Below are 17,631 nucleotides of genomic sequence, written 5' to 3'. Positions count from 1 at the left end.
ACCGGACGTTGGCTTATTCAGCGCCTTCGTGAGGCTCCCAGTCGCGCGTGCGGCTGACCGCTTTTTGCCAGCCGGCGTAGAGCTTCTCTTTGGCCGCTTCGTCCAGCTGCGGTTCGAATTCGCGCTCGATCACTGCCTTGCCGCGCAGCTCTTCCAGGCTGCCCCAGAAGCCGCACGCCAGGCCGGCCAGGTAGGCGGCGCCCAATGCGGTGGTTTCGCGCATTTGCGGGCGCTCGACCTGGGTGCCGAGGATGTCGGCCTGGAACTGCATCAGGAAGTTGTTGGCCACCGCGCCGCCGTCCACGCGCAGGGCCTTGAGGCGTTCGCCCGAGTCCTGTTGCATGGCGTCGAGTACGTCGCGGGTCTGGTAGGCAATCGACTCCAGGGCCGCACGAATAATGTGGTCCACGCGTACGCCACGGGTCAGGCCGAACAGTGCGCCACGGGCGTACGGGTCCCAGTACGGGGCGCCCAGGCCGGTGAAGGCCGGCACCAGGTACACGCCGTTGCTGTCCTTGACCTTGCCAGCGAAGTATTCGGTGTCGTGGGCGTCGTTGATGATTTTCAGCTCATCACGCAGCCATTGCACGGTGGAACCGCCGTTGAACACCGCACCTTCCAGGGCGTAGGCCACTTCGCCGCGCGGGCCGCAAGCGATGGTGGTGAGCATGCCGTGCTTGGATTTCACGGCTTTGTCGCCGGTGTTCATCAACAGGAAGCAGCCGGTGCCGTACGTGTTCTTGGCTTGGCCGGCTTCGACGCACATCTGGCCGAACAGGGCGGCTTGCTGGTCACCGGCGATACCGCCGATGGCAATGCCGCTCTTGGTGCGGCCGTAGATTTCGGACGACGACTTAACTTCCGGCAGCATCTCGCGCGGAATGTCGAGGATCTCCAGCATCTTCGCATCCCACTCCAGGGTGTGGATGTTGAAGAGCATGGTGCGCGAGGCGTTGGTGTAGTCGGTGACGTGGGTCTTGCCGCCGGTAAATTTCCAGATCAGCCAGCTGTCGACGGTGCCGAACAGCAGTTCGCCATTGCGCGCACGTTCGCGGCTGCCTTCGACGTTGTCGAGGATCCACTTGAGCTTGGTGCCGGAGAAGTACGGGTCGGTGACGAGGCCGGTGGTGTCGCTGATGTACTGCTCGTGGCCGTCGCGCTTGAGTTGCTGGCAGATCTCGGTGCTGCGGCGGCACTGCCAGACGATGGCGTTGTAGATCGGGCGACCGGTGACTTTGTCCCACACCACGGTGGTTTCACGCTGGTTGGTGATGCCGATGGCGGCGACCTGGTCATGGTGCAGGCCGGCCTGGGCCAGGGCCTCGACCATCACCGCGCTCTGGGTGGCGAAGATTTCCATCGGGTCATGCTCGACCCAACCCGCTTGCGGGTAGTGCTGTGCGAATTCACGCTGGGCGGTGCAGACCACGTTGGCGTCACGATCGAAGATGATCGCCCGGGAACTGGTGGTGCCTTGGTCAAGGGCAATGATGTAGTTCTTATTCTGAATATCGGTCATGTCGAATGCCTTGGAAAATAAGAAAATCGGTAATCAGCCTGGGCTACAAAGGGCAGGTGCCCAGGCTGGCGCTATCAGGAAATACGGGTCTTGCCGTTGACAGCCGTGTCAGGTGTTGCTTCATCTATAGCAGGTGCGGCGCTCGGCAGATGGCGGGCAATCAGCCCGCGATAGGCCGCAGCACCGAGGCATGCGCCGACGATCGGCGCGAAAATCGGTACCAGGAAGTAAGGGATATCACGGCCACCAGTGAAAGCCATTTCACCCCAGCCTGCGAAAAAGGTCATCAGCTTGGGCCCGAAATCCCGCGCCGGGTTCATCGCAAAGCCGGTCAACGGGCCCATGGCGCTGCCAATCACCGCGATCAGCAGGCCGATCAGCAGCGGGGCCAACGGGCCGCGTGGCAGGCCGTTGTTGTCATCGGTGAGGGCCATGATCACGCCCATCAGGATCGCGGTGATGACCATTTCCACCAGGAACGCCTGGGCGGTGCTCAGCAGCGCATGGGGGTAGGTGGAGAACACCGACGCCAATTCAAGGCTGGCCTGGGAACCGCGCACCATGTGATGGGTTTGTTCGTAATCGAAAAACAGGTTGCTGTAGAGCGTGTACACCAAGGCCGCCGAGCAAAAGGCACCGGCGATCTGGGCGAGGATATAGAAGGGCAGTTTGCGCTTTTCGAAGTCAGCGAAAATACACAGGGCAATACTGACGGCGGGGTTGAGGTGGGCCCCGGAAATCCCGGCGCTCAGGTAGATCGCCATGCTGACGCCGACCCCCCAGATGATGCTGATCTCCCACAAGCCAAAGCTGGCTCCCGCGACCTTGAGCGCAGCGACGCATCCTGTACCGAAGAAGATCAGAAGCGCAGTCCCCAGGAATTCGGCCATGCATTGGCTCGAAAGTGAAGGCTGTTGAAGAGCAGTTGTCATGGAAAACCTCAGTTGTTGTTCTTGTCTGGCGCACAACCTCAACGGATTGTTGCGCGATTTTCACCGTGGCAAGGATCCCCATCCCGGTCACGGCTTACTGCTTGAGTGCTGTAGGTCTATTCCTACAGTATTCGGAAACGAAAAAATATAGACAAGAATGACGGCTGTCAAAGGTCGAAAGTGAACCGTCAGTCACTTTCAAACTATTGGTCTGGTGAATGATCACGCTTGTCACATTGTGTGTGCACCTTAAGAGTGGGCGGACTAGAGCGTTTTGTGTGGGCTTGGCCTAGAATTGGCCATCTGTTTGCCACGCCCGGAGACGTCATGACCCCCGCATTGGACCTGTTGAAAAAAGTTCGCGCCGAACATCGTATCCACAGTTATGAACACGACCCCAAGGCGGCGTCCTATGGGCTGGAGGCCGCGGAAAAATTGGGCCTCGACCCGGCGCAGGTGTTCAAGACCTTGTTGGCGAGCAGCGAGAAGGGCGAATTGTTGGTGGCGGTGGTGCCGGTCGTCGGAAGTCTGGACCTGAAGGCTCTGGCTCACGCGGCGGGCGTCAAGAAAGTTGAAATGGCCGACCCGGCGGCGGCGCAGCGTTCAACCGGGTATCTGCTGGGGGGCATCAGCCCGTTGGGGCAAAAGAAACGCCTGCGCACGTTTATCGATGCAACGGCGCAACCCTTTGCAACGATCTTTGTGAGTGCGGGGAGAAGAGGCTTGGAAGTTGAACTGCCGGCAGCGGTGTTGGCTGAACATACCCAGGCCAAATTCGCAGAAATTGGCCGGGCATGACAGCGCGTTAGACCGGGCTGTAGCGTCGCACGCCGGATTCGGCTTGAGGGATCTGCGCGGCGGTGCTGCCTGAGGCCTGGAACAACACCAGGTGTTCGGCCGCCACACGGATCCCCACATCCGCGCCGACCTGATGGTCGGCATGGCTCGGGAAAATCGACTCCAATTGCGCGCCGGTCGGCAGTTGCAGGCGATACAAGGTCGACGCGCCGAGGAAGGTCTTGCCGACGATCCGCGCTTTCAACGCGCTGTCCGGTGCGTAGACGATGTCATCCGGGCGCAGCAGCACATCCACCGCGCCGCCGGTCGGCCAGGTGTAGGCGCGGTTGCCGCGCAACTCACCCAGTTCGGTGCTGACCGACTCCGGCGAACTCAATTGGCCACGGATGAAGTAACCCTGGCCGATAAAGCTGGCGACATAGGGCGTCTGCGGTTCGTGATAGAGGTTGTAGGGCGTGTCCCACTGCTCCAGACGACCCTCCTTGAAAACCCCGACCTGGTCGCTGACGGCAAAGGCTTCTTCCTGGTCATGGGTCACCAGAATCGCGCTGGTGCCGCGTGCCTTGAGGATGTCGCGCACCTCGTGGCTGAGCTTGCGGCGCAACTCGCCGTCCAGGTTGGAGAAGGGTTCATCCAGCAGCAACAGGGCCGGCTCCGGCGCCAAAGCGCGGGCGAGGGCGACGCGTTGTTGCTGGCCGCCGGAAAGTTCGTGGGGAAAGCGTTTGCCGAGGTTCTTCAGGTTGACCAGCTCCAGCAACTCAGCCACCACACGATCTTTTTGCGGATGCTTGCGAATGCCGAAGGCAATGTTGTCGGCCACGCTGAGGTGAGGAAACAGTGCGTAGTCCTGGAACACCATGCCGATACGACGTTTCTCCGGTGCCAGTGTGAAACCGGCACTGGAGATGACGTCGCCCGCCAGGCTGATCTCGCCATCGTGCACCGGCTCAAACCCGGCAATCGCACGTAACGTGGTGGTCTTGCCGCACCCCGAAGAGCCCAGCAGGCAACCGATATCGCCGGCATTGAGGTGCAGGTTGAGGTTCTGTACCACCCGTTGATCTTGATAGCCGCATGCCAGATTGCGCAGGTTCAGCAGTAATGGCTGGCTCATGCGTGGTGGTACGACGGCGGGACGAGGAATTCGAGCAGGGCCTTTTGCGCATGCAGGCGGTTTTCGGCCTGGTCCCAGGCGACCGAGCGTGGGTCGTCGAGCAGGTCGGTGCTGATCTCTTCGCCACGGTGGGCCGGCAGGCAGTGCATGAACAGCACGTCGGGCGCGGCCAGGTCGAGCAGGGCGCGGGTCACCTGATACGGGGCGAACAGGGCCAGGCGCTTGGCGGTTTCTTCTTCCTGGCCCATGGAGGTCCAGACGTCGGTACTCACCAGGTGTGCGCCGATCACCGCGTCACGCGGGTCGCGCACCAGGGTCACGCGGTCGCCGGCCTGGGCCAGGAAGCGCGCGTCAGGCTCGTAGCCTTCCGGGCAGGCAACGCGCAGTTGGAAGTCGAACTGGATCGCCGCTTCTATATAGCTGTTGCACATGTTGTTGCCGTCGCCGATCCAGGCCACGGTCTTGCCCTGGATCGAGCCGCGGTGTTCAAGGAAGGTTTGCATGTCGGCCAGCAACTGGCACGGGTGCAGGTCGTCGGTCAGGCCGTTGATCACCGGTACGCGGGAGTGGGCGGCAAATTCGGTCACGGTGCTGTGGGCAAAAGTACGGATCATCACGGCGTCGAGCATGCTCGACATCACCTTTGCGCTGTCGGCGATCGGCTCGCCACGGCCCAGTTGGGTGTCGCGCGAGGACAAGAAGATGGCTTGGCCACCCAGTTGGATCATGCCGGCTTCGAATGACACGCGGGTGCGGGTCGACGACTTCTCGAAGATCATGCCGAGTACGCGGTTTTTCAAAGGCTCGAACAGTACGCCGCGGTTACGCAGGTCTTTAAGCTCAATGCCTCGACGGATCACGCTGACCAGCTCTTCGGGCGTGCAATCCATCAGGGAGAGAAAGTGCCTTGCGCTCATCATTAACTACCTTTTTGCAACAGACCGCAGATACTCAAAGCCTTGTTTATTGTGACAACGGGCGAGACCTGCGGCGAAAGCCGCACGGGGCGACGAAATAGGGGAAGGCGCGATCTTATAATTAAATGTCGCGTCTTACCAATAGGGCTACGGTTTTTAAGGGTGTTCAAGAAGGGCGCCAAGGCGCTTTTGAAGACTATTTCCAGACAGCAGCGAGCCATTTGTACACTGGCGCCGAGACCTTTTGCAACGTGCGGGGGCGGGCGCAGGCCAGGCTGCGTCGGTTTCAGAGGCGGTATGCCAGGTTTTGAAACATTTGCTCACGCTTGGCCATGGTCTGGCCTGATGCAGGTCGATTCACGGGACGAACGTTGGTGGCGCCCGTCTCGGTCGCGGCCCATAGTGGGATCAAAGCCCCTATAAAAGAGACTGGCCATGACCAAGACTCTCCACCACCGTGCCTGCCACCTGTGTGAAGCCATTTGTGGCCTGACCCTGGAAACTACCCAAGCCGACGATGGCAGCCTGGCGATCACCTCGATCAAGGGCGATGCGCTGGATACGTTCAGCCGTGGGCATATCTGCCCCAAGGCCGTCGCGTTGCAGGATATCCAGAACGATCCCGACCGCCTGCACCAACCCATGTTGCGGGTCGGCAGCGAATGGCAGCCGATTGCATGGGAAGACGCCTTCGCGCTTGTCGCCGAGCGTCTGTCAGGCATTCAGGCGCGGCACGGCCAGAATGCGGTGGCGGTGTACCAGGGCAACCCCAGCGTGCACAACTATGGGCTGATGACCCACAGCAACTATTTTCTCGGCCAGTTGAAGACGCGCAATCGGTTTTCCGCGACTTCGGTGGACCAACTGCCCCATCACCTCACCAGTTACCTTATGTACGGCCATGGCCTGTTGTTGCCGATCCCGGACATCGATCACACCGATTTCATGCTGATCCTGGGAGGCAACCCGCTCGCGTCCAACGGCAGCATCATGACCGTGCCCGACGTGGAGAAACGCCTCAAGGCGATCCAGGCGCGGGGCGGCAAAGTGGTGGTGGTCGACCCACGGCGCAGTGAAACGGCAGCAATGGCCGACCAGCATCTGTTCGTGCGTCCCGGTGGGGATGCGGCGTTGTTATTCGGGCTGCTCAACACCTTGTTCAGCGAGAACCTGACGCGTGACAGCCATCTACCGATTGAAGGCCTTGAGGAGGTGCGTCGTGCGATCGCCGGGTTTACCGCCGAGGCCATGAGCCGCCAATGTGCGGTGCCTGCCGAGCAGATCCGCCAGTTGGCACGGGACTTTGCTGCAGCCGACAAGGCCGTTTGCTACGGGCGCATGGGTGTGTCGACGCAGGCGTTTGGCACGCTCTGTCATTGGCTGGTGCAGTTGATCAACCTGGTGACCGGCAACCTGGACCGCGTTGGTGGCGCGCTATGTACCACGCCGGCGGTGGACCTGGTGGCGTCGACTGGTGGCGGGCATTTCAATCGCTGGCAGAGTCGGGTGTCTGGGCGCCCGGAGTACGGTGGCGAGTTGCCTGTGTCGGCGTTGGCTGAAGAAATGCTGACCGAGGGCGAAGGACAAATCCGTGCATTGGTGACGGTGGCAGGCAACCCGGTGTTGTCGACGCCCAACGGCCGGCAGTTGGAACAGGCCCTCGATGGCCTGGAGTTCATGGTCAGTATCGACCTCTATATCAACGAAACCACGCGCTATGCCGACCTGATCCTGCCGTCTACGTCGGCGCTGGAAAACGATCATTACGACACCACCTTCAATATGTTCGCGGTGCGTAATGTCACCCGCTTCAATCGGGCGATCTTGCCCAAGCCGGAAGGCGCGTTGCATGACTGGGAGATTTTCGTCGGCCTGGCCAACGCCTTCGCAGCCCAGAACGGTGTCGCGCTCAAGCCGACGATGCCTCCGGCGCACATGATTGATTTCGGTCTGCGTGCGGGCGTCTACGGTGATGCATCCAGCCACAAGTTGTCCGTGGCCATGCTGGCGGATCATCCCCACGGCGTCGACCTTGGGCCGCTGCAACCCAACCTTGCAGCGCGTTTGAAAACCGCTGATGGCAAGGTGCAGGCAGCGCCGCCGGTGATTCTCGCCGACCTGTCGCGCTTTGCCGCGCAACCGGTGCCGGTGGCTGACGAACTGCTGTTGATCGGCCGCCGCCATGTGCGCAGTAATAATTCCTGGATGCATAACTATCACCGGTTGGTGAAGGGCAAGCCGCGCCATCAATTGCTGATGCATCCGGATGATCTGGCCAGTCGGCAATTGACCGATGGTCAGCGGGTCAGGGTCAGTTCGCGCATCGGCATGATCGAAGTGGAAGTGGTGGCCAGCCTGGACATGATGCCCGGTGTGGTCAGTCTGCCCCACGGTTGGGGGCACGGGCGTCCTGGGGTACAGATGACGATCGCCAGTGGGCAGCCAGGGGCGAGTGCCAACGATTTGACCGACGAACGGCAACTGGACGAGCTATCGGGCAATGCGGCATTGAACGGGGTCCCCGTGCAGGTAGCAGCCGCCTGAGCACTGCGCTGGAATTTTGCGTTACAATGCGCCACCGTGCCGACCTGTGAGTCGCAAAGTTCCAGCCGAGGTGTTCCATGGATATCATCGAAACGATCAAAGAGCAGATTGCCAACAACACCATTCTGCTTTACATGAAGGGCGCGCCAAACGCTCCTCAGTGCGGTTTCTCCGCGAAGGCGTCCCAGGCCATCATGGCGTGCGGCGAGAAATTCGCTTACGTGGATATCCTGCAAAACCCTGAAATCCGCGCCAACCTGCCGAAATACGCCAACTGGCCGACTTTCCCACAGCTGTGGGTGGCCGGTGAGCTGGTCGGCGGTAGCGACATCATCGTTGAGATGGTGGCTGATGGTTCGCTGCAAACGCTGGTCAAAGAAGCAGCAGCCAACGCGGCGGCCAAGACCGACGCTTGATGCGCTTGCAATAAAAAGCCCCGCTTCTCGTGAGAGAGCGGGGCTTTTTTGTACCTGCTTGCTGGGGGCTTATTCTTCGCCCATCTGCGATTGCAGGTAGTTTTCCAGGCTGACTTTGTCGATCAGGCCCAGTTGGGTTTCCAGCCAGTCGATGTGTTCTTCCTGGTCTTCCAGGATGTCTTCCAGCAGTTCGCGGCTGCCGAAGTCGCCCTTGGTTTCGCAATGAGCGATGGCGGCCTTGAGGTCGCTGTGGCTCTTGTGTTCGAACTTCAGATCGCTGCTGATCATTTCCTGGGTGTGCTCGCCGATGTTCAGCTTGCCCAGGTCCTGCACGTTCGGCAGGCCTTCCAGGAACAGGATGCGCTTGATCAGCTTGTCCGCATCCTTCATGGCCTTGATGGATTCTTTGTATTCACGCTTGCCCAGCTTTTCCAGGCCCCAATCGTCATACATGCGCGCATGCAGAAAGTACTGATTGATCGCGACCAGTTCATTGGCAAGGATTTTATTGAGTTGCTGGATGACTGAGATGTCGCCTTTCATGACTGGGGTCCTGCCCTGTAATAGCTGTGTATAGGGCAGAGTTTGAGCGGCGAAATCCCTAGTGTCAAACCTAAGTTATTGAATAATAAATGAAAATTAATCGGAATAAGAATGTTTGTGTTCCGCGTCTTAGCGCTAACTTATTGAATTGCGGGCATAAAAAAACCGGACACTAAGTCCGGTTCTTTAAAACACGCCAATCAGGCGTGTGTAAATTCTGCTGAATAGGGGAGCGCGGCCTGGGCTGTCTGCAGCTGCGTCAGGGTTTCCCGTACCACTTGCTTGGCGAGGCAAGCACATTTACCGCACTGGCTGGCAACGCCGGTGGTTTCACGCACTTCCTTGTAGCTGCAGCAACCTTCATAGATTGCTTCGCGGATTTGTCCGTCGGTGACGCCAGTACAGAGGCACACATACATAAGGGAGAACCGTCGCGGGTTTAAGGCTTAAGTGCGATGGATCTTAATGTTAACGAGAATGATTGTCAAAGTAGATTCGTAGGGTATTTGCTGGCACCGCGCCCGCACTGACGAACGGTTTTTTCAGTGTATGATGGTCGGTCTTCACGAAGCGTGACTGCGTCACAGGGCTGTCGCATGAATGCGGCAGACTCGGGGCCGGTCCTTTTACTTCAATCGTCACCCTCACATCAGGAGATACCCAATGAGCGTACTCGTCGGCAAACAAGCCCCGGATTTCGACGTCCCAGCCGTCCTCGGCAATGGCGAAATCGTAGACAGCTTCAAACTGTCTGAAGCCATCAAAGGCAAATACGGCCTGGTGTTCTTCTACCCGCTGGACTTCACCTTCGTCTGCCCTTCGGAGCTGATCGCTCTGGACCACCGCATGGACGATTTCAAGGCGCGCAACGTTGAAGTGGTAGCCGTTTCCATCGACTCCCATTTCACCCACAACGCCTGGCGCAACACTGCCATCAATGATGGCGGCATCGGCAAAGTCAAATACACCATGGCTGCCGACATGAAGCACGACATCGCCAAGGCCTACGACGTTGAGTCCGAAGGCGGCGTGGCGTTCCGTGGCGCGTTCCTGATCGACGACAAGGGCGTTGTCCGCTCCCAGATCATCAACGACCTGCCACTGGGTCGTAACATGGAAGAGCTGATCCGCCTGGTCGACGCCCTGCAATTCCACGAAGAGCACGGCGAAGTCTGCCCTGCCAACTGGAAAAAAGGCGACAAAGGCATGAACGCTTCGCCAGAAGGCGTTGCGGCTTACCTGACCGAGAACGCTGGCAAGCTGTAAGCCAGGTTCGAGGTACAAAAAAACCGGCCTGATAAGGCCGGTTTTTTTATGGGCGGGATAATCACCTCAATCGTTGAAGTCTTCCCAGCCGCCCATGTCTTTCCAGCGGTTGACGATGCCGCAGAACAGCTCGGCAGTCTTCTCGGTGTCGTAGCGAGCCGAGTGGGCCTCACGGCCGTCAAAATCGATACCGGCGGCCTGGCAGGCTTTCGCCAGCACCGTCTGGCCATACGCCAGGCCGGCGAGAGTGGCCGTGTCGAAGCTGGAGAACGGGTGGAACGGGTTGCGCTTCATGTCCAACCGCGCCACGGCAGCGTTCAGGAAGCCCAGGTCGAAGCTGCTGTTGTGGCCGACGAGGATCGCGCGTTTGCAGCCATTGGCCTTCAACGCCTTGCGCACACCACGGAAGATATCGGTCAATGCCGCTTCTTCACTGACTGCCATGCGCAGTGGGTGATCGAGCTTGATACCGGTAAATTCCAAGGCCGCCGCTTCGATGTTAGCGCCTTCAAACGGCTCGACGCGGAAGAAGTGGGTGTGTTCCGGGAACACAAAACCCTGCTCATCCATGCCAATCGTCGTTGCAGCGATTTCCAGCAAGGCGTCGGTGGCGCAATTGAAACCACCGGTTTCTACGTCGATGACAACCGGCAGATAGCCGCGAAACCGCTCGGCCATCGGGTGGCGGGAGCCGCCACCACTGTGCTCGTGTTCGTCGTCGTAATGGTCTTCACTCACTTGCTTTCCTCCAGCAGGCGCCAGCGCAGTGTTTCACCGGCGCGCAGCGGGATAACGGTCAGCTCGCCAAACGGCAGGCTGGCAGGGGCGGTCCAGTCTTCACGGACCAGGGTGATGCGGTCGGTATTCGCCGGCAGGCCGTAGAAACGCGGGCCGTTGAGGCTGGCAAAACCTTCAAGCTTGTCCAGGGCATTGCGCTGTTCGAACGCTTCGGCGTACAGCTCGATCGCCGCATAGGCGGTGTAGCAGCCGGCACAGCCGCACGCGGCTTCCTTGGCGTGCTGGGCGTGGGGCGCCGAGTCGGTGCCGAGGAAGAACTTCGGATTGCCGCTGGTCGCCGCATCCAGCAACGCCACCTGGTGGGTGTTGCGCTTGAGGATCGGCAGGCAATAGAAGTGCGGCCGAATCCCGCCCACCAGCATGTGGTTGCGGTTGTACAGCAGGTGATGGGCGGTAATGGTCGCGCCGACGTTGGCCGAAGCCTCGGTGACGAACTGCACGGCATCGGCGGTGGTGATGTGTTCGAACACCACCTTGAGGGTCGGGAACAGCTCGACCACACGGCGCATATGCTCGTCGATGAAGATCTTCTCGCGGTCGAACACGTCCACGTCGCCACGGGTGACTTCACCGTGGATCAGCAGTGGCATGCCGACTTCGGCCATGGCTTCGATGGCCGGCAGGATCTTGTCGATACTGGTCACGCCGGAATCGGAGTTGGTGGTCGCGCCGGCCGGGTACAGCTTGGCAGCGTGCACGAAACCGCTGGCCTTGGCCTCACGAATCTCTTCGGGCTGGGTGCGGTCGGTGAGGTAGAGCACCATCAACGGTTCGAAGCGGCTGCCGGCCGGTCGTGCAGCGAGGATACGCTGGCGATAGGCATCGGCTTGCTCGGCATTACGCACCGGAGGTACCAGGTTAGGCATGATGATGGCGCGGCCAAACGTGCGCGCGACATCGGCCACGGTGTGGGGTAACGCAGCACCATCGCGAAGATGAATATGCCAGTCGTCGGGACGCAGCAGGGTCAGGCGGTCGGACATTGGGGATTCCAGGCGGGTCAATCTGGTGGGAATGCTACCGGAAAAGACTCTATCAGGCACTCGCTATCAAGTTTTGCAGGATGCAACCGATAGCCTTGGGTATGCCTTATCGATGTATGACGCTTTGAAGTGTTGTAGAAACCAGTGGAGCCTCCCGTGCGCCAGCAATATCTAGCCCTGCTCAGTGTGTTCGCCAGCCTGCCTGCGATGGCCCTCACGTTCCAGACGCGTCTGGAGAATATTGAGTGGAAGGTGGAAGGCGACCAATTCGAGTGCCGCCTGACCCAGCCGATCACCGATTTCGGTTCGGGTGAGTTCGTGCGCCGGGCCGGCGAGCAGGCAACGTTTCGTCTGAAGGCCTACAACGGCTCGCTGGGCGCCGGTTCTGCCACCTTGCTGGCCGCCGCTGCACCGTGGCAGCCGGGGCGAGGGGATATCAACCTCGGCGCCGTGCGTGCCGGCAGTGGCGATGTGTTGTTCAACAGCTCCCAGGCACAGGCCGGGCGCCTGTTCAATGGCTTGCTGGAAGGGCGTAGCCCGACCGTGCGGCACTATGGGCGTGAAGGTGGCTATTCGGAAATCCGCCTGCTGCCGGTCAAATTCAACAAGGCCTACAACGATTACCAGCTGTGCACCGCCAAGCTGTTACCGATGAATTACGACCAGGTCAAACAGACCGAAGTCGGCTTTCCCGGTGGCGGAATCGAGCTGGACGCGGCCGCCAAGAAGAAACTCGACGTGATTCTCGCGTTCATGAAAGCCGATCCCACCGTCAACCATATCGAGTTGAATGGTCACTCGGACAACAGCGGTAATCGCCTGACCAACCGCGACGTCTCGCGCCGTCGCGGCCTGGCGGTCATGGACTACTTCAAGGCCAACGGGATCCCGGAATCGCAGATCACCCTGCGTTTCCACGGCGAAAGCTACCCACTGGCGCCCAACACCAATGCGGCCAACCGGGCGCGCAACCGCCGCGTGAATATCCAGCTTGAACGCGTCGCAGCCCCCGAGAAACCGGCACCTCAGGCCACCGGCCCGAGCAACCCCGCGCACACGTCCTGAGGTGCGACCATCGGTCGCCCGTTCGACATAATCTGTCGCTTTATCTTCATTTGCTGTCGCGCCCCTGTAAATTCGCGGTTTTGGTCGGTAGAATCGACGCCTTTCCGTACAACCCCGTGGAGTGATGGCATGGCCGACGTAAACAAGGTCGTTCTCGCGTATTCCGGCGGCCTGGACACTTCGGTGATCCTCAAGTGGCTGCAGGATACTTATAACTGTGAAGTGGTGACCTTCACCGCTGACCTGGGTCAGGGCGAAGAGGTCGAACCTGCACGTGCCAAGGCGCAAGCCATGGGCGTGAAAGAGATCTACATTGACGACCTGCGCGAAGAGTTCGTCCGCGATTTCGTTTTCCCGATGTTTCGCGCCAACACCGTCTACGAAGGCGAGTACCTGCTGGGTACCTCCATCGCACGTCCGCTGATCGCCAAGCGCCTGATCGAAATCGCCAACGAAACCGGCGCCGACGCCATTTCCCATGGCGCCACCGGCAAAGGCAACGACCAAGTGCGTTTCGAGCTGGGCGCCTACGCCCTCAAGCCAGGCGTGAAAGTGATTGCTCCTTGGCGTGAATGGGACCTGCTGTCCCGTGAAAAGCTGATGGATTACGCTGAAAAGCACGCAATCCCGATTGAGCGCCACGGCAAGAAAAAGTCCCCGTACTCGATGGACGCCAACTTGCTGCACATCTCCTATGAAGGCGGCGTGCTGGAAGACACCTGGACCGAGCACGAAGAAGACATGTGGAAGTGGACCGTCTCCCCGGAGAACGCGCCCGACAAGCCGCAATACCTGGAACTGACCTACCGCAACGGCGATATCGTCGCGCTGGACGGCGTCGAGATGACCCCGGCCACCGTGCTGGCGACCCTGAACCGTATCGGTGGCGAACACGGTATCGGCCGTCTCGACATCGTCGAGAACCGTTACGTGGGCATGAAGTCCCGTGGCTGCTACGAAACCCCTGGTGGCACCATCATGCTGCGCGCCCACCGTGCGATCGAATCGATCACCCTGGACCGCGAAGTGGCTCACCTCAAAGACGAGCTGATGCCCAAGTACGCCAGCCTGATCTACACCGGCTACTGGTGGAGCCCTGAGCGTCTGATGCTGCAGCAGATGATCGACGCTTCCCAGGCCCACGTGAACGGCGTTGTGCGCCTGAAGCTGTACAAGGGCAACGTGATCGTGACCGGTCGCAAGTCCGATGAGTCGCTGTTCGACGCCAACATCGCCACCTTCGAAGAAGACGGCGGTGCGTACAACCAGGCAGACGCGGCAGGCTTTATCAAGTTGAACGCATTGCGCATGCGCATTGCTGCCAACAAAGGTCGCTCGCTGTTCTAAGTCTCAGTCTGTTGTGAAGAATGGCCCCTTGTTCAAGGGGCCATTTTTTTTGTCCTGTGATTGTGTAGAGATGTTAGATGTTTATAACGATTAAACGACTGTGGATGTTTTTCCTCAAAATCTTTATCAGAAATGGGGTTTGAATGAATTGTTGTTGAAAGTTTGTAGGGGGAATGAATTTTTTACATCTATGTAGGAACTGGTCTTACAGATAATTCACTCATACAAGTGCGGAGAAGATACGAAGCGCCGAATAGTCTGTAGGAATTAAGGATGTAAGTGAATATGTTAAATGGAACTAAAGCAGACGGATCGTTCTGGCCGTTTTCCCCTGCAGCTGGTGAGAGGCAAGGGGCATTTCCTGAGAGTCATGTGCGGCACGTTTACCCAAACCCCTATAAGCCACGGATATTTCACTCAAAGTATGTAAGTCCCAGGAAAGGTCTGAAAGGATCCACAAAACCAGATCCCTCCGAGAGGGCGTTTTTTTGTAGGGCAATTCCTTTATCGCTGTGGGGTGGGTCTCTGCTTGCTGTTGCTTGGGGGGTAATGCTATGCCAACTAGGAAACGACTAGGCTATTGTGCTTGCTCTAAATAATTCGAACAGCGAAATTGGACTTTCTTATGAATAAAGTGCTGATCGTGGATGATCATCCCGTCATTCGTCTTGCTGTGCGTATGCTAATGGAACGTCATGGTTATGAGGTCGTTGCCGAGACCGATAACGGTGTCGATGCGTTGCAACTTGCACGGGAGCATATGCCGGACATTGTGATACTGGATATCGGGATTCCCAAACTTGATGGCCTGGAAGTTATTTGCCGGCTGTCTTCTACCAAGCAACCTGCGCCCTTCAAGGTGCTGGTGCTGACGTCCCAGGCCCCGGGTCATTTTTCCATGCGTTGCATGCAAGCGGGGGCTGCTGGCTACGTGTGCAAGCAACAGGACCTCACCGAGCTGCTGAGTGCGATCAAGGCGGTCTTGTCCGGCTACAGCTATTTCCCCAACCAGGCGCTCAACTCGGTACGCTCCACCATGGGCAACGCCAGCGAAGCCGATATGGTCGAGCGCCTGTCCGGGCGGGAAATGATGGTATTGCAGCAGTTGGCGCGGGGCAGGACCAACAAGGAGATTGCCGACGGCATGTTTCTCAGCAACAAGACCGTCAGCACCTACAAGACGCGTTTGCTGCTCAAGCTCAATGCGCGTTCGCTGGTGGACCTGATCGAACTGGCCCAGCGCAACGGCTTGGTATAGAGGAGGGCAAAGCACAGCGTATCGCCCGGGTCACCGGCAGAAAAAAGCCTCCCTGAAGGAGGCTTCCGGCTGTCGATCGCTCGATCAGAGATCGAAGTCGTAATCGGCCAGCTGTTTTTGCAAGCGTCGTTCTTCCAGTAGATTGTCGATAGTGCGGCGTTTGCTCAAATTGGTCTTGGCGACCTCTGCCACAGGTGTCTCCGCCCCCTCGTCGTCCGACTCAACGAGGTCGTCTTCCACTTCCAGTTGCTCTTTGCCAGTGCTCATAAGGTTCACTCCGGGCTAAGACTGCCGTTGGCGCTCCTTATAACGATAATCCATGATCCGGTAAAAAAGATTTTTTCAATCGACTGATCGAGAAAACCAATGATCCCTTAATCGTCGGACGTCTTGTCCTTGTATTCGCACAGGTCTTCGATGCGACAGCTGCCGCAGCGCGGCTTGCGGGCCTGGCAAACGTAGCGGCCATGAAGGATGAGCCAGTGGTGGGAATCCAGCAGATACGGCTTGGGCACGAACTTCATCAGTTGCTTTTCCACCTCCACCACGTTTTTGCCACGGGCGATGCCGGTTCGGTTGCTGACCCGGAAGATGTGGGTGTCCACGGCCATGGTCAGTTGCCGGAACGCGGTGTTGAGTACCACGTTGGCGGTTTTGCGGCCAACGCCTGGCAAGGCCTCCAGGGCTTCGCGGGTCTGCGGCACTTCACTGCCGTGCAGTTCCACCAGCAGGCGGCAGGTTTCGATGACGTTCTTGGCCTTGCTGTTGTACAGGCCGATGGTCTTGATGTATTCCGACAACCCCTCCACACCCAGGGCATAGATCGCCTCCGGCGTATTCGCCACGGGGTACAGCTTGGCCGTGGCCTTGTTCACGCCGACGTCCGTGGATTGGGCCGACAGGATCACCGCAATCAGCAACTCGAACGGCGTGGTGTAGGCCAGTTCGGTCTTGGGTTCTGGATTGTCTTCGTGGAGCCTGCGGAAAATTTCCAGGCGTTTTGCGGCGTTCATGGGGTGGGTTTTTCCTGGCAGTCGATCGGCGGGATTGTAGCAATACAGGCTTTGCGGGTCAGGCGTTGCCGTGGGCATCCACTTGGCGTTGCGCCTCGTCGAGGTCATGCTGCGCTTCGGCCAGTTGCTGCGGGTTGGCGTTCAGGTCCTGGGCTTTCTTCAACGCTGCGCGGCGCATCGCCAGTTGGATTTTGGCGCGTTTCAGGTCGGCGGTATTTCCGGTTGCTGCCATTGTCTTCGGCGCGGTGCCCAGCTCTAGCGTCGTCAGCGCGTGTTCTGCCGCTTCGAACTGCTGCTGCAAGACGATCAACTGCGACTGCTGTTCAAAGGTTGGCGGGTGACCGAAGGCCTTCAAGGACTTATGCAGTTGGGCGCGGCTCATGGCGACCGTGATTTTGGCTTTCTTGATCGCGGCATCCTGTGCTGCATCGGCTTGCACGGGTAAAACCGGCACTGAGCGTTTGGCCCGCGCCTGGCGTTCGGCAACTTTTTGCGCTTCCTCTCGTTGCAGCCGCGCGTTGCGTTGCTCATACCGCCGCCTTGCCCGGTCGCGCTTGAGGTGGCGTTCATGGCGTTGCTGATCATTTGTCGCCAGGCCACCGACGATTGGCAAGATCGTGGCTGTCGGGCGCATTTCAATGCAGTCAACGGGGCAGGGCGCGACGCAGAGGTCGCAACCGGTGCACTCATCGACGATGACCGTGTGCATCAGCTTGGCGGCGCCGACAATGGCGTCTACCGGGCAGGCCTGGATGCACTTGGTGCAACCGATGCATTCGGCCTCGCGGATATAGGCAATCTGGGCCGGGGCTTCCCCTCGGCTGATCTCCAGTTCCAGCACCGGAACGCGCAACAATTGCGCAAGGCCAGCAATGGTTTCCTGTCCACCAGGCGGGCACTTGTTGATCGCTTCGCCCTGAGCAATACCCTCGGCGTAAGGCTTGCAGCCTGGATGCCCGCATTTGCCGCATTGGGTCTGCGGCAGCAGCGCGTCGATACGTTGAATGAGGTTCATGGGGTGATCATGGGTAGGCCGGTTATGCAAACTTGGCTGGAGTGGTTGTGCTTTCTTGTGGTCAGCGGGCTTGTCAGTGGAGAGCGGGCTTTTGTGGTGAGCG

General features: G+C 59.2%; 18 protein-coding genes. 7 read left to right on the top strand and 11 right to left on the bottom strand.

All coding sequences use genetic code 11. From position 1 onward, the window contains the following. Positions 1–13: 13 nt before the first annotated feature. Together glpK and ACP7BX_RS03950 are read right to left on the bottom strand one after the other, a co-directional pair. Positions 14–1,519, bottom strand: coding sequence for a glycerol kinase GlpK (glpK, locus tag ACP7BX_RS03955; RefSeq protein WP_010212752.1), 1,506 nt, complete (start codon positions 1,517–1,519; stop codon positions 14–16). A 74-nt stretch (positions 1,520–1,593) separates the two neighbouring features. Continuing rightward, entirely contained in the window at positions 1,594–2,451 is an 858-nt protein-coding gene (locus ACP7BX_RS03950; protein WP_133074501.1) for an MIP/aquaporin family protein, read from the bottom strand. 327 nt (positions 2,452–2,778) lie between these two features. Between ACP7BX_RS03950 and ybaK the strand changes: the two genes are divergently transcribed. Continuing rightward, complete coding sequence (ybaK, locus tag ACP7BX_RS03945; protein ID WP_028619057.1) at positions 2,779–3,249, top strand: Cys-tRNA(Pro) deacylase; 471 nt, start codon at positions 2,779–2,781, stop codon at positions 3,247–3,249. A gap of 7 nt (positions 3,250–3,256) precedes the next feature. Here ybaK and ACP7BX_RS03940 read toward each other — a convergent pair whose 3' ends face one another. Next, entirely contained in the window at positions 3,257–4,363 is a 1,107-nt protein-coding gene (locus ACP7BX_RS03940) for an ABC transporter ATP-binding protein (RefSeq protein ID WP_314525216.1), read from the bottom strand. Continuing rightward, positions 4,360–5,280, bottom strand: coding sequence for an ornithine carbamoyltransferase (argF, locus tag ACP7BX_RS03935; protein ID WP_038847844.1), 921 nt, complete (start codon positions 5,278–5,280; stop codon positions 4,360–4,362). Before argF ends, ACP7BX_RS03940 begins: the two co-directional genes overlap by 4 nt. 435 nt (positions 5,281–5,715) lie before the next feature. On the opposite strand from argF, the gene ACP7BX_RS03930 reads away from it, so the two are divergent. Then, complete coding sequence (locus ACP7BX_RS03930) at positions 5,716–7,824, top strand: molybdopterin oxidoreductase family protein (protein ID WP_426128412.1); 2,109 nt, start codon at positions 5,716–5,718, stop codon at positions 7,822–7,824. 77 nt (positions 7,825–7,901) lie between these two features. After that, positions 7,902–8,240: a Grx4 family monothiol glutaredoxin gene (gene grxD, locus ACP7BX_RS03925; protein WP_426128414.1), complete on the top strand. Its 339-nt coding sequence runs from the start codon at positions 7,902–7,904 to the stop codon at positions 8,238–8,240. 69 nt (positions 8,241–8,309) lie between these two features. On the opposite strand, the gene bfr is transcribed toward grxD, so the two are convergent. Then, on the bottom strand, positions 8,310–8,783 hold the full coding sequence (gene bfr, locus ACP7BX_RS03920; RefSeq protein ID WP_033896414.1) for a bacterioferritin: 474 nt from the start codon (positions 8,781–8,783) through the stop codon (positions 8,310–8,312). A gap of 200 nt (positions 8,784–8,983) precedes the next feature. Next, positions 8,984–9,202 carry a bacterioferritin-associated ferredoxin gene (locus ACP7BX_RS03915; protein WP_010564137.1) on the bottom strand — a complete coding sequence of 73 codons (219 nt, stop codon included), beginning with the start codon at positions 9,200–9,202 and terminating at the stop codon, positions 8,984–8,986. 244 nt (positions 9,203–9,446) lie between these two features. Between ACP7BX_RS03915 and ACP7BX_RS03910 the strand changes: the two genes are divergently transcribed. Beyond that, positions 9,447–10,049 (top strand): peroxiredoxin, encoded by a 603-nt coding sequence (locus ACP7BX_RS03910; RefSeq protein ID WP_003172097.1) that lies wholly within the window; start codon positions 9,447–9,449, stop codon positions 10,047–10,049. 66 nt (positions 10,050–10,115) lie between these two features. On the opposite strand, the gene rnt is transcribed toward ACP7BX_RS03910, so the two are convergent. Both rnt and pyrC read right to left on the bottom strand, forming a co-directional pair. After that, positions 10,116–10,787, bottom strand: coding sequence for a ribonuclease T (gene rnt / locus ACP7BX_RS03905; RefSeq protein ID WP_010212742.1), 672 nt, complete (start codon positions 10,785–10,787; stop codon positions 10,116–10,118). Further along, positions 10,784–11,830, bottom strand: a complete 1,047-nt coding sequence (gene pyrC / locus ACP7BX_RS03900) for a dihydroorotase (protein ID WP_034102409.1) — start codon at positions 11,828–11,830, stop codon at positions 10,784–10,786. Before pyrC ends, rnt begins: the two co-directional genes overlap by 4 nt. 156 nt (positions 11,831–11,986) lie before the next feature. Here pyrC and ACP7BX_RS03895 point away from each other — a divergent pair, with 156 nt between their 5' ends. From ACP7BX_RS03895 to ACP7BX_RS03885, 3 genes are all read left to right on the top strand, one after another. Next, a complete protein-coding gene (locus ACP7BX_RS03895) occupies positions 11,987–12,895 on the top strand; it encodes a flagellar protein MotY (protein WP_095014902.1) in 909 nt (302 codons plus the stop codon). A 129-nt stretch (positions 12,896–13,024) separates the two neighbouring features. After that, on the top strand, positions 13,025–14,242 hold the full coding sequence (locus tag ACP7BX_RS03890; RefSeq protein ID WP_038847848.1) for an argininosuccinate synthase: 1,218 nt from the start codon (positions 13,025–13,027) through the stop codon (positions 14,240–14,242). A gap of 625 nt (positions 14,243–14,867) precedes the next feature. After that, positions 14,868–15,500 carry a response regulator transcription factor gene (locus ACP7BX_RS03885; RefSeq protein WP_010212736.1) on the top strand — a complete coding sequence of 211 codons (633 nt, stop codon included), beginning with the start codon at positions 14,868–14,870 and terminating at the stop codon, positions 15,498–15,500. An 84-nt stretch (positions 15,501–15,584) separates the two neighbouring features. Here ACP7BX_RS03885 and ACP7BX_RS03880 read toward each other — a convergent pair whose 3' ends face one another. The 3 genes from ACP7BX_RS03880 to rsxB form a co-directional block, all read right to left on the bottom strand. Further along, positions 15,585–15,767: a PA3496 family putative envelope integrity protein gene (locus ACP7BX_RS03880; protein ID WP_033899805.1), complete on the bottom strand. Its 183-nt coding sequence runs from the start codon at positions 15,765–15,767 to the stop codon at positions 15,585–15,587. A gap of 107 nt (positions 15,768–15,874) precedes the next feature. Continuing rightward, the gene (nth, locus tag ACP7BX_RS03875) at positions 15,875–16,513 is read right to left on the bottom strand and encodes an endonuclease III (RefSeq protein WP_038847851.1); all 639 of its coding nucleotides are present in this window, start codon (positions 16,511–16,513) and stop codon (positions 15,875–15,877) included. Positions 16,514–16,571: 58 nt separating this feature from the next. Further along, entirely contained in the window at positions 16,572–17,528 is a 957-nt protein-coding gene (gene rsxB, locus ACP7BX_RS03870) for an electron transport complex subunit RsxB (protein WP_426128418.1), read from the bottom strand. Between the last annotated feature and the right edge of the window lie 103 nt (positions 17,529–17,631).

Origin of the sequence: Pseudomonas sp. DWP3-1-3b3 (assembly GCF_049896305.1) — a bacterium.
Classification (GTDB): domain Bacteria; phylum Pseudomonadota; class Gammaproteobacteria; order Pseudomonadales; family Pseudomonadaceae; genus Aquipseudomonas; species Aquipseudomonas azotoformans_A.
Note: the sequence above shows the minus strand (reverse complement) of the source record. Positions and strands in the feature narration are given on the sequence as shown.

Bases quoted from the DNA above. Each gene is read 5' to 3' on its own strand.
- glpK (WP_010212752.1), bottom strand. From the start codon at position 1,519: ATGACCGATATTCAGAATAAGAACTACATCATTGCCCTTGACCAAGGC.
- ACP7BX_RS03950 (WP_133074501.1), bottom strand. From the start codon at position 2,451: ATGACAACTGCTCTTCAACAGCCTTCACTTTCGAGCCAATGCATGGCC.
- ybaK (WP_028619057.1), top strand. From the start codon at position 2,779: ATGACCCCCGCATTGGACCTGTTGAAAAAAGTTCGCGCCGAACATCGT.
- ACP7BX_RS03940 (WP_314525216.1), bottom strand. From the start codon at position 4,363: ATGAGCCAGCCATTACTGCTGAACCTGCGCAATCTGGCATGCGGCTAT.
- argF (WP_038847844.1), bottom strand. From the start codon at position 5,280: ATGAGCGCAAGGCACTTTCTCTCCCTGATGGATTGCACGCCCGAAGAG.
- ACP7BX_RS03930 (WP_426128412.1), top strand. From the start codon at position 5,716: ATGACCAAGACTCTCCACCACCGTGCCTGCCACCTGTGTGAAGCCATT.
- grxD (WP_426128414.1), top strand. From the start codon at position 7,902: ATGGATATCATCGAAACGATCAAAGAGCAGATTGCCAACAACACCATT.
- bfr (WP_033896414.1), bottom strand. From the start codon at position 8,783: ATGAAAGGCGACATCTCAGTCATCCAGCAACTCAATAAAATCCTTGCC.
- ACP7BX_RS03915 (WP_010564137.1), bottom strand. From the start codon at position 9,202: ATGTATGTGTGCCTCTGTACTGGCGTCACCGACGGACAAATCCGCGAA.
- ACP7BX_RS03910 (WP_003172097.1), top strand. From the start codon at position 9,447: ATGAGCGTACTCGTCGGCAAACAAGCCCCGGATTTCGACGTCCCAGCC.
- pyrC (WP_034102409.1), bottom strand. From the start codon at position 11,830: ATGTCCGACCGCCTGACCCTGCTGCGTCCCGACGACTGGCATATTCAT.
- ACP7BX_RS03890 (WP_038847848.1), top strand. From the start codon at position 13,025: ATGGCCGACGTAAACAAGGTCGTTCTCGCGTATTCCGGCGGCCTGGAC.
- ACP7BX_RS03885 (WP_010212736.1), top strand. From the start codon at position 14,868: ATGAATAAAGTGCTGATCGTGGATGATCATCCCGTCATTCGTCTTGCT.
- ACP7BX_RS03880 (WP_033899805.1), bottom strand. From the start codon at position 15,767: ATGAGCACTGGCAAAGAGCAACTGGAAGTGGAAGACGACCTCGTTGAG.
- nth (WP_038847851.1), bottom strand. From the start codon at position 16,513: ATGAACGCCGCAAAACGCCTGGAAATTTTCCGCAGGCTCCACGAAGAC.
- rsxB (WP_426128418.1), bottom strand. From the start codon at position 17,528: ATGAACCTCATTCAACGTATCGACGCGCTGCTGCCGCAGACCCAATGC.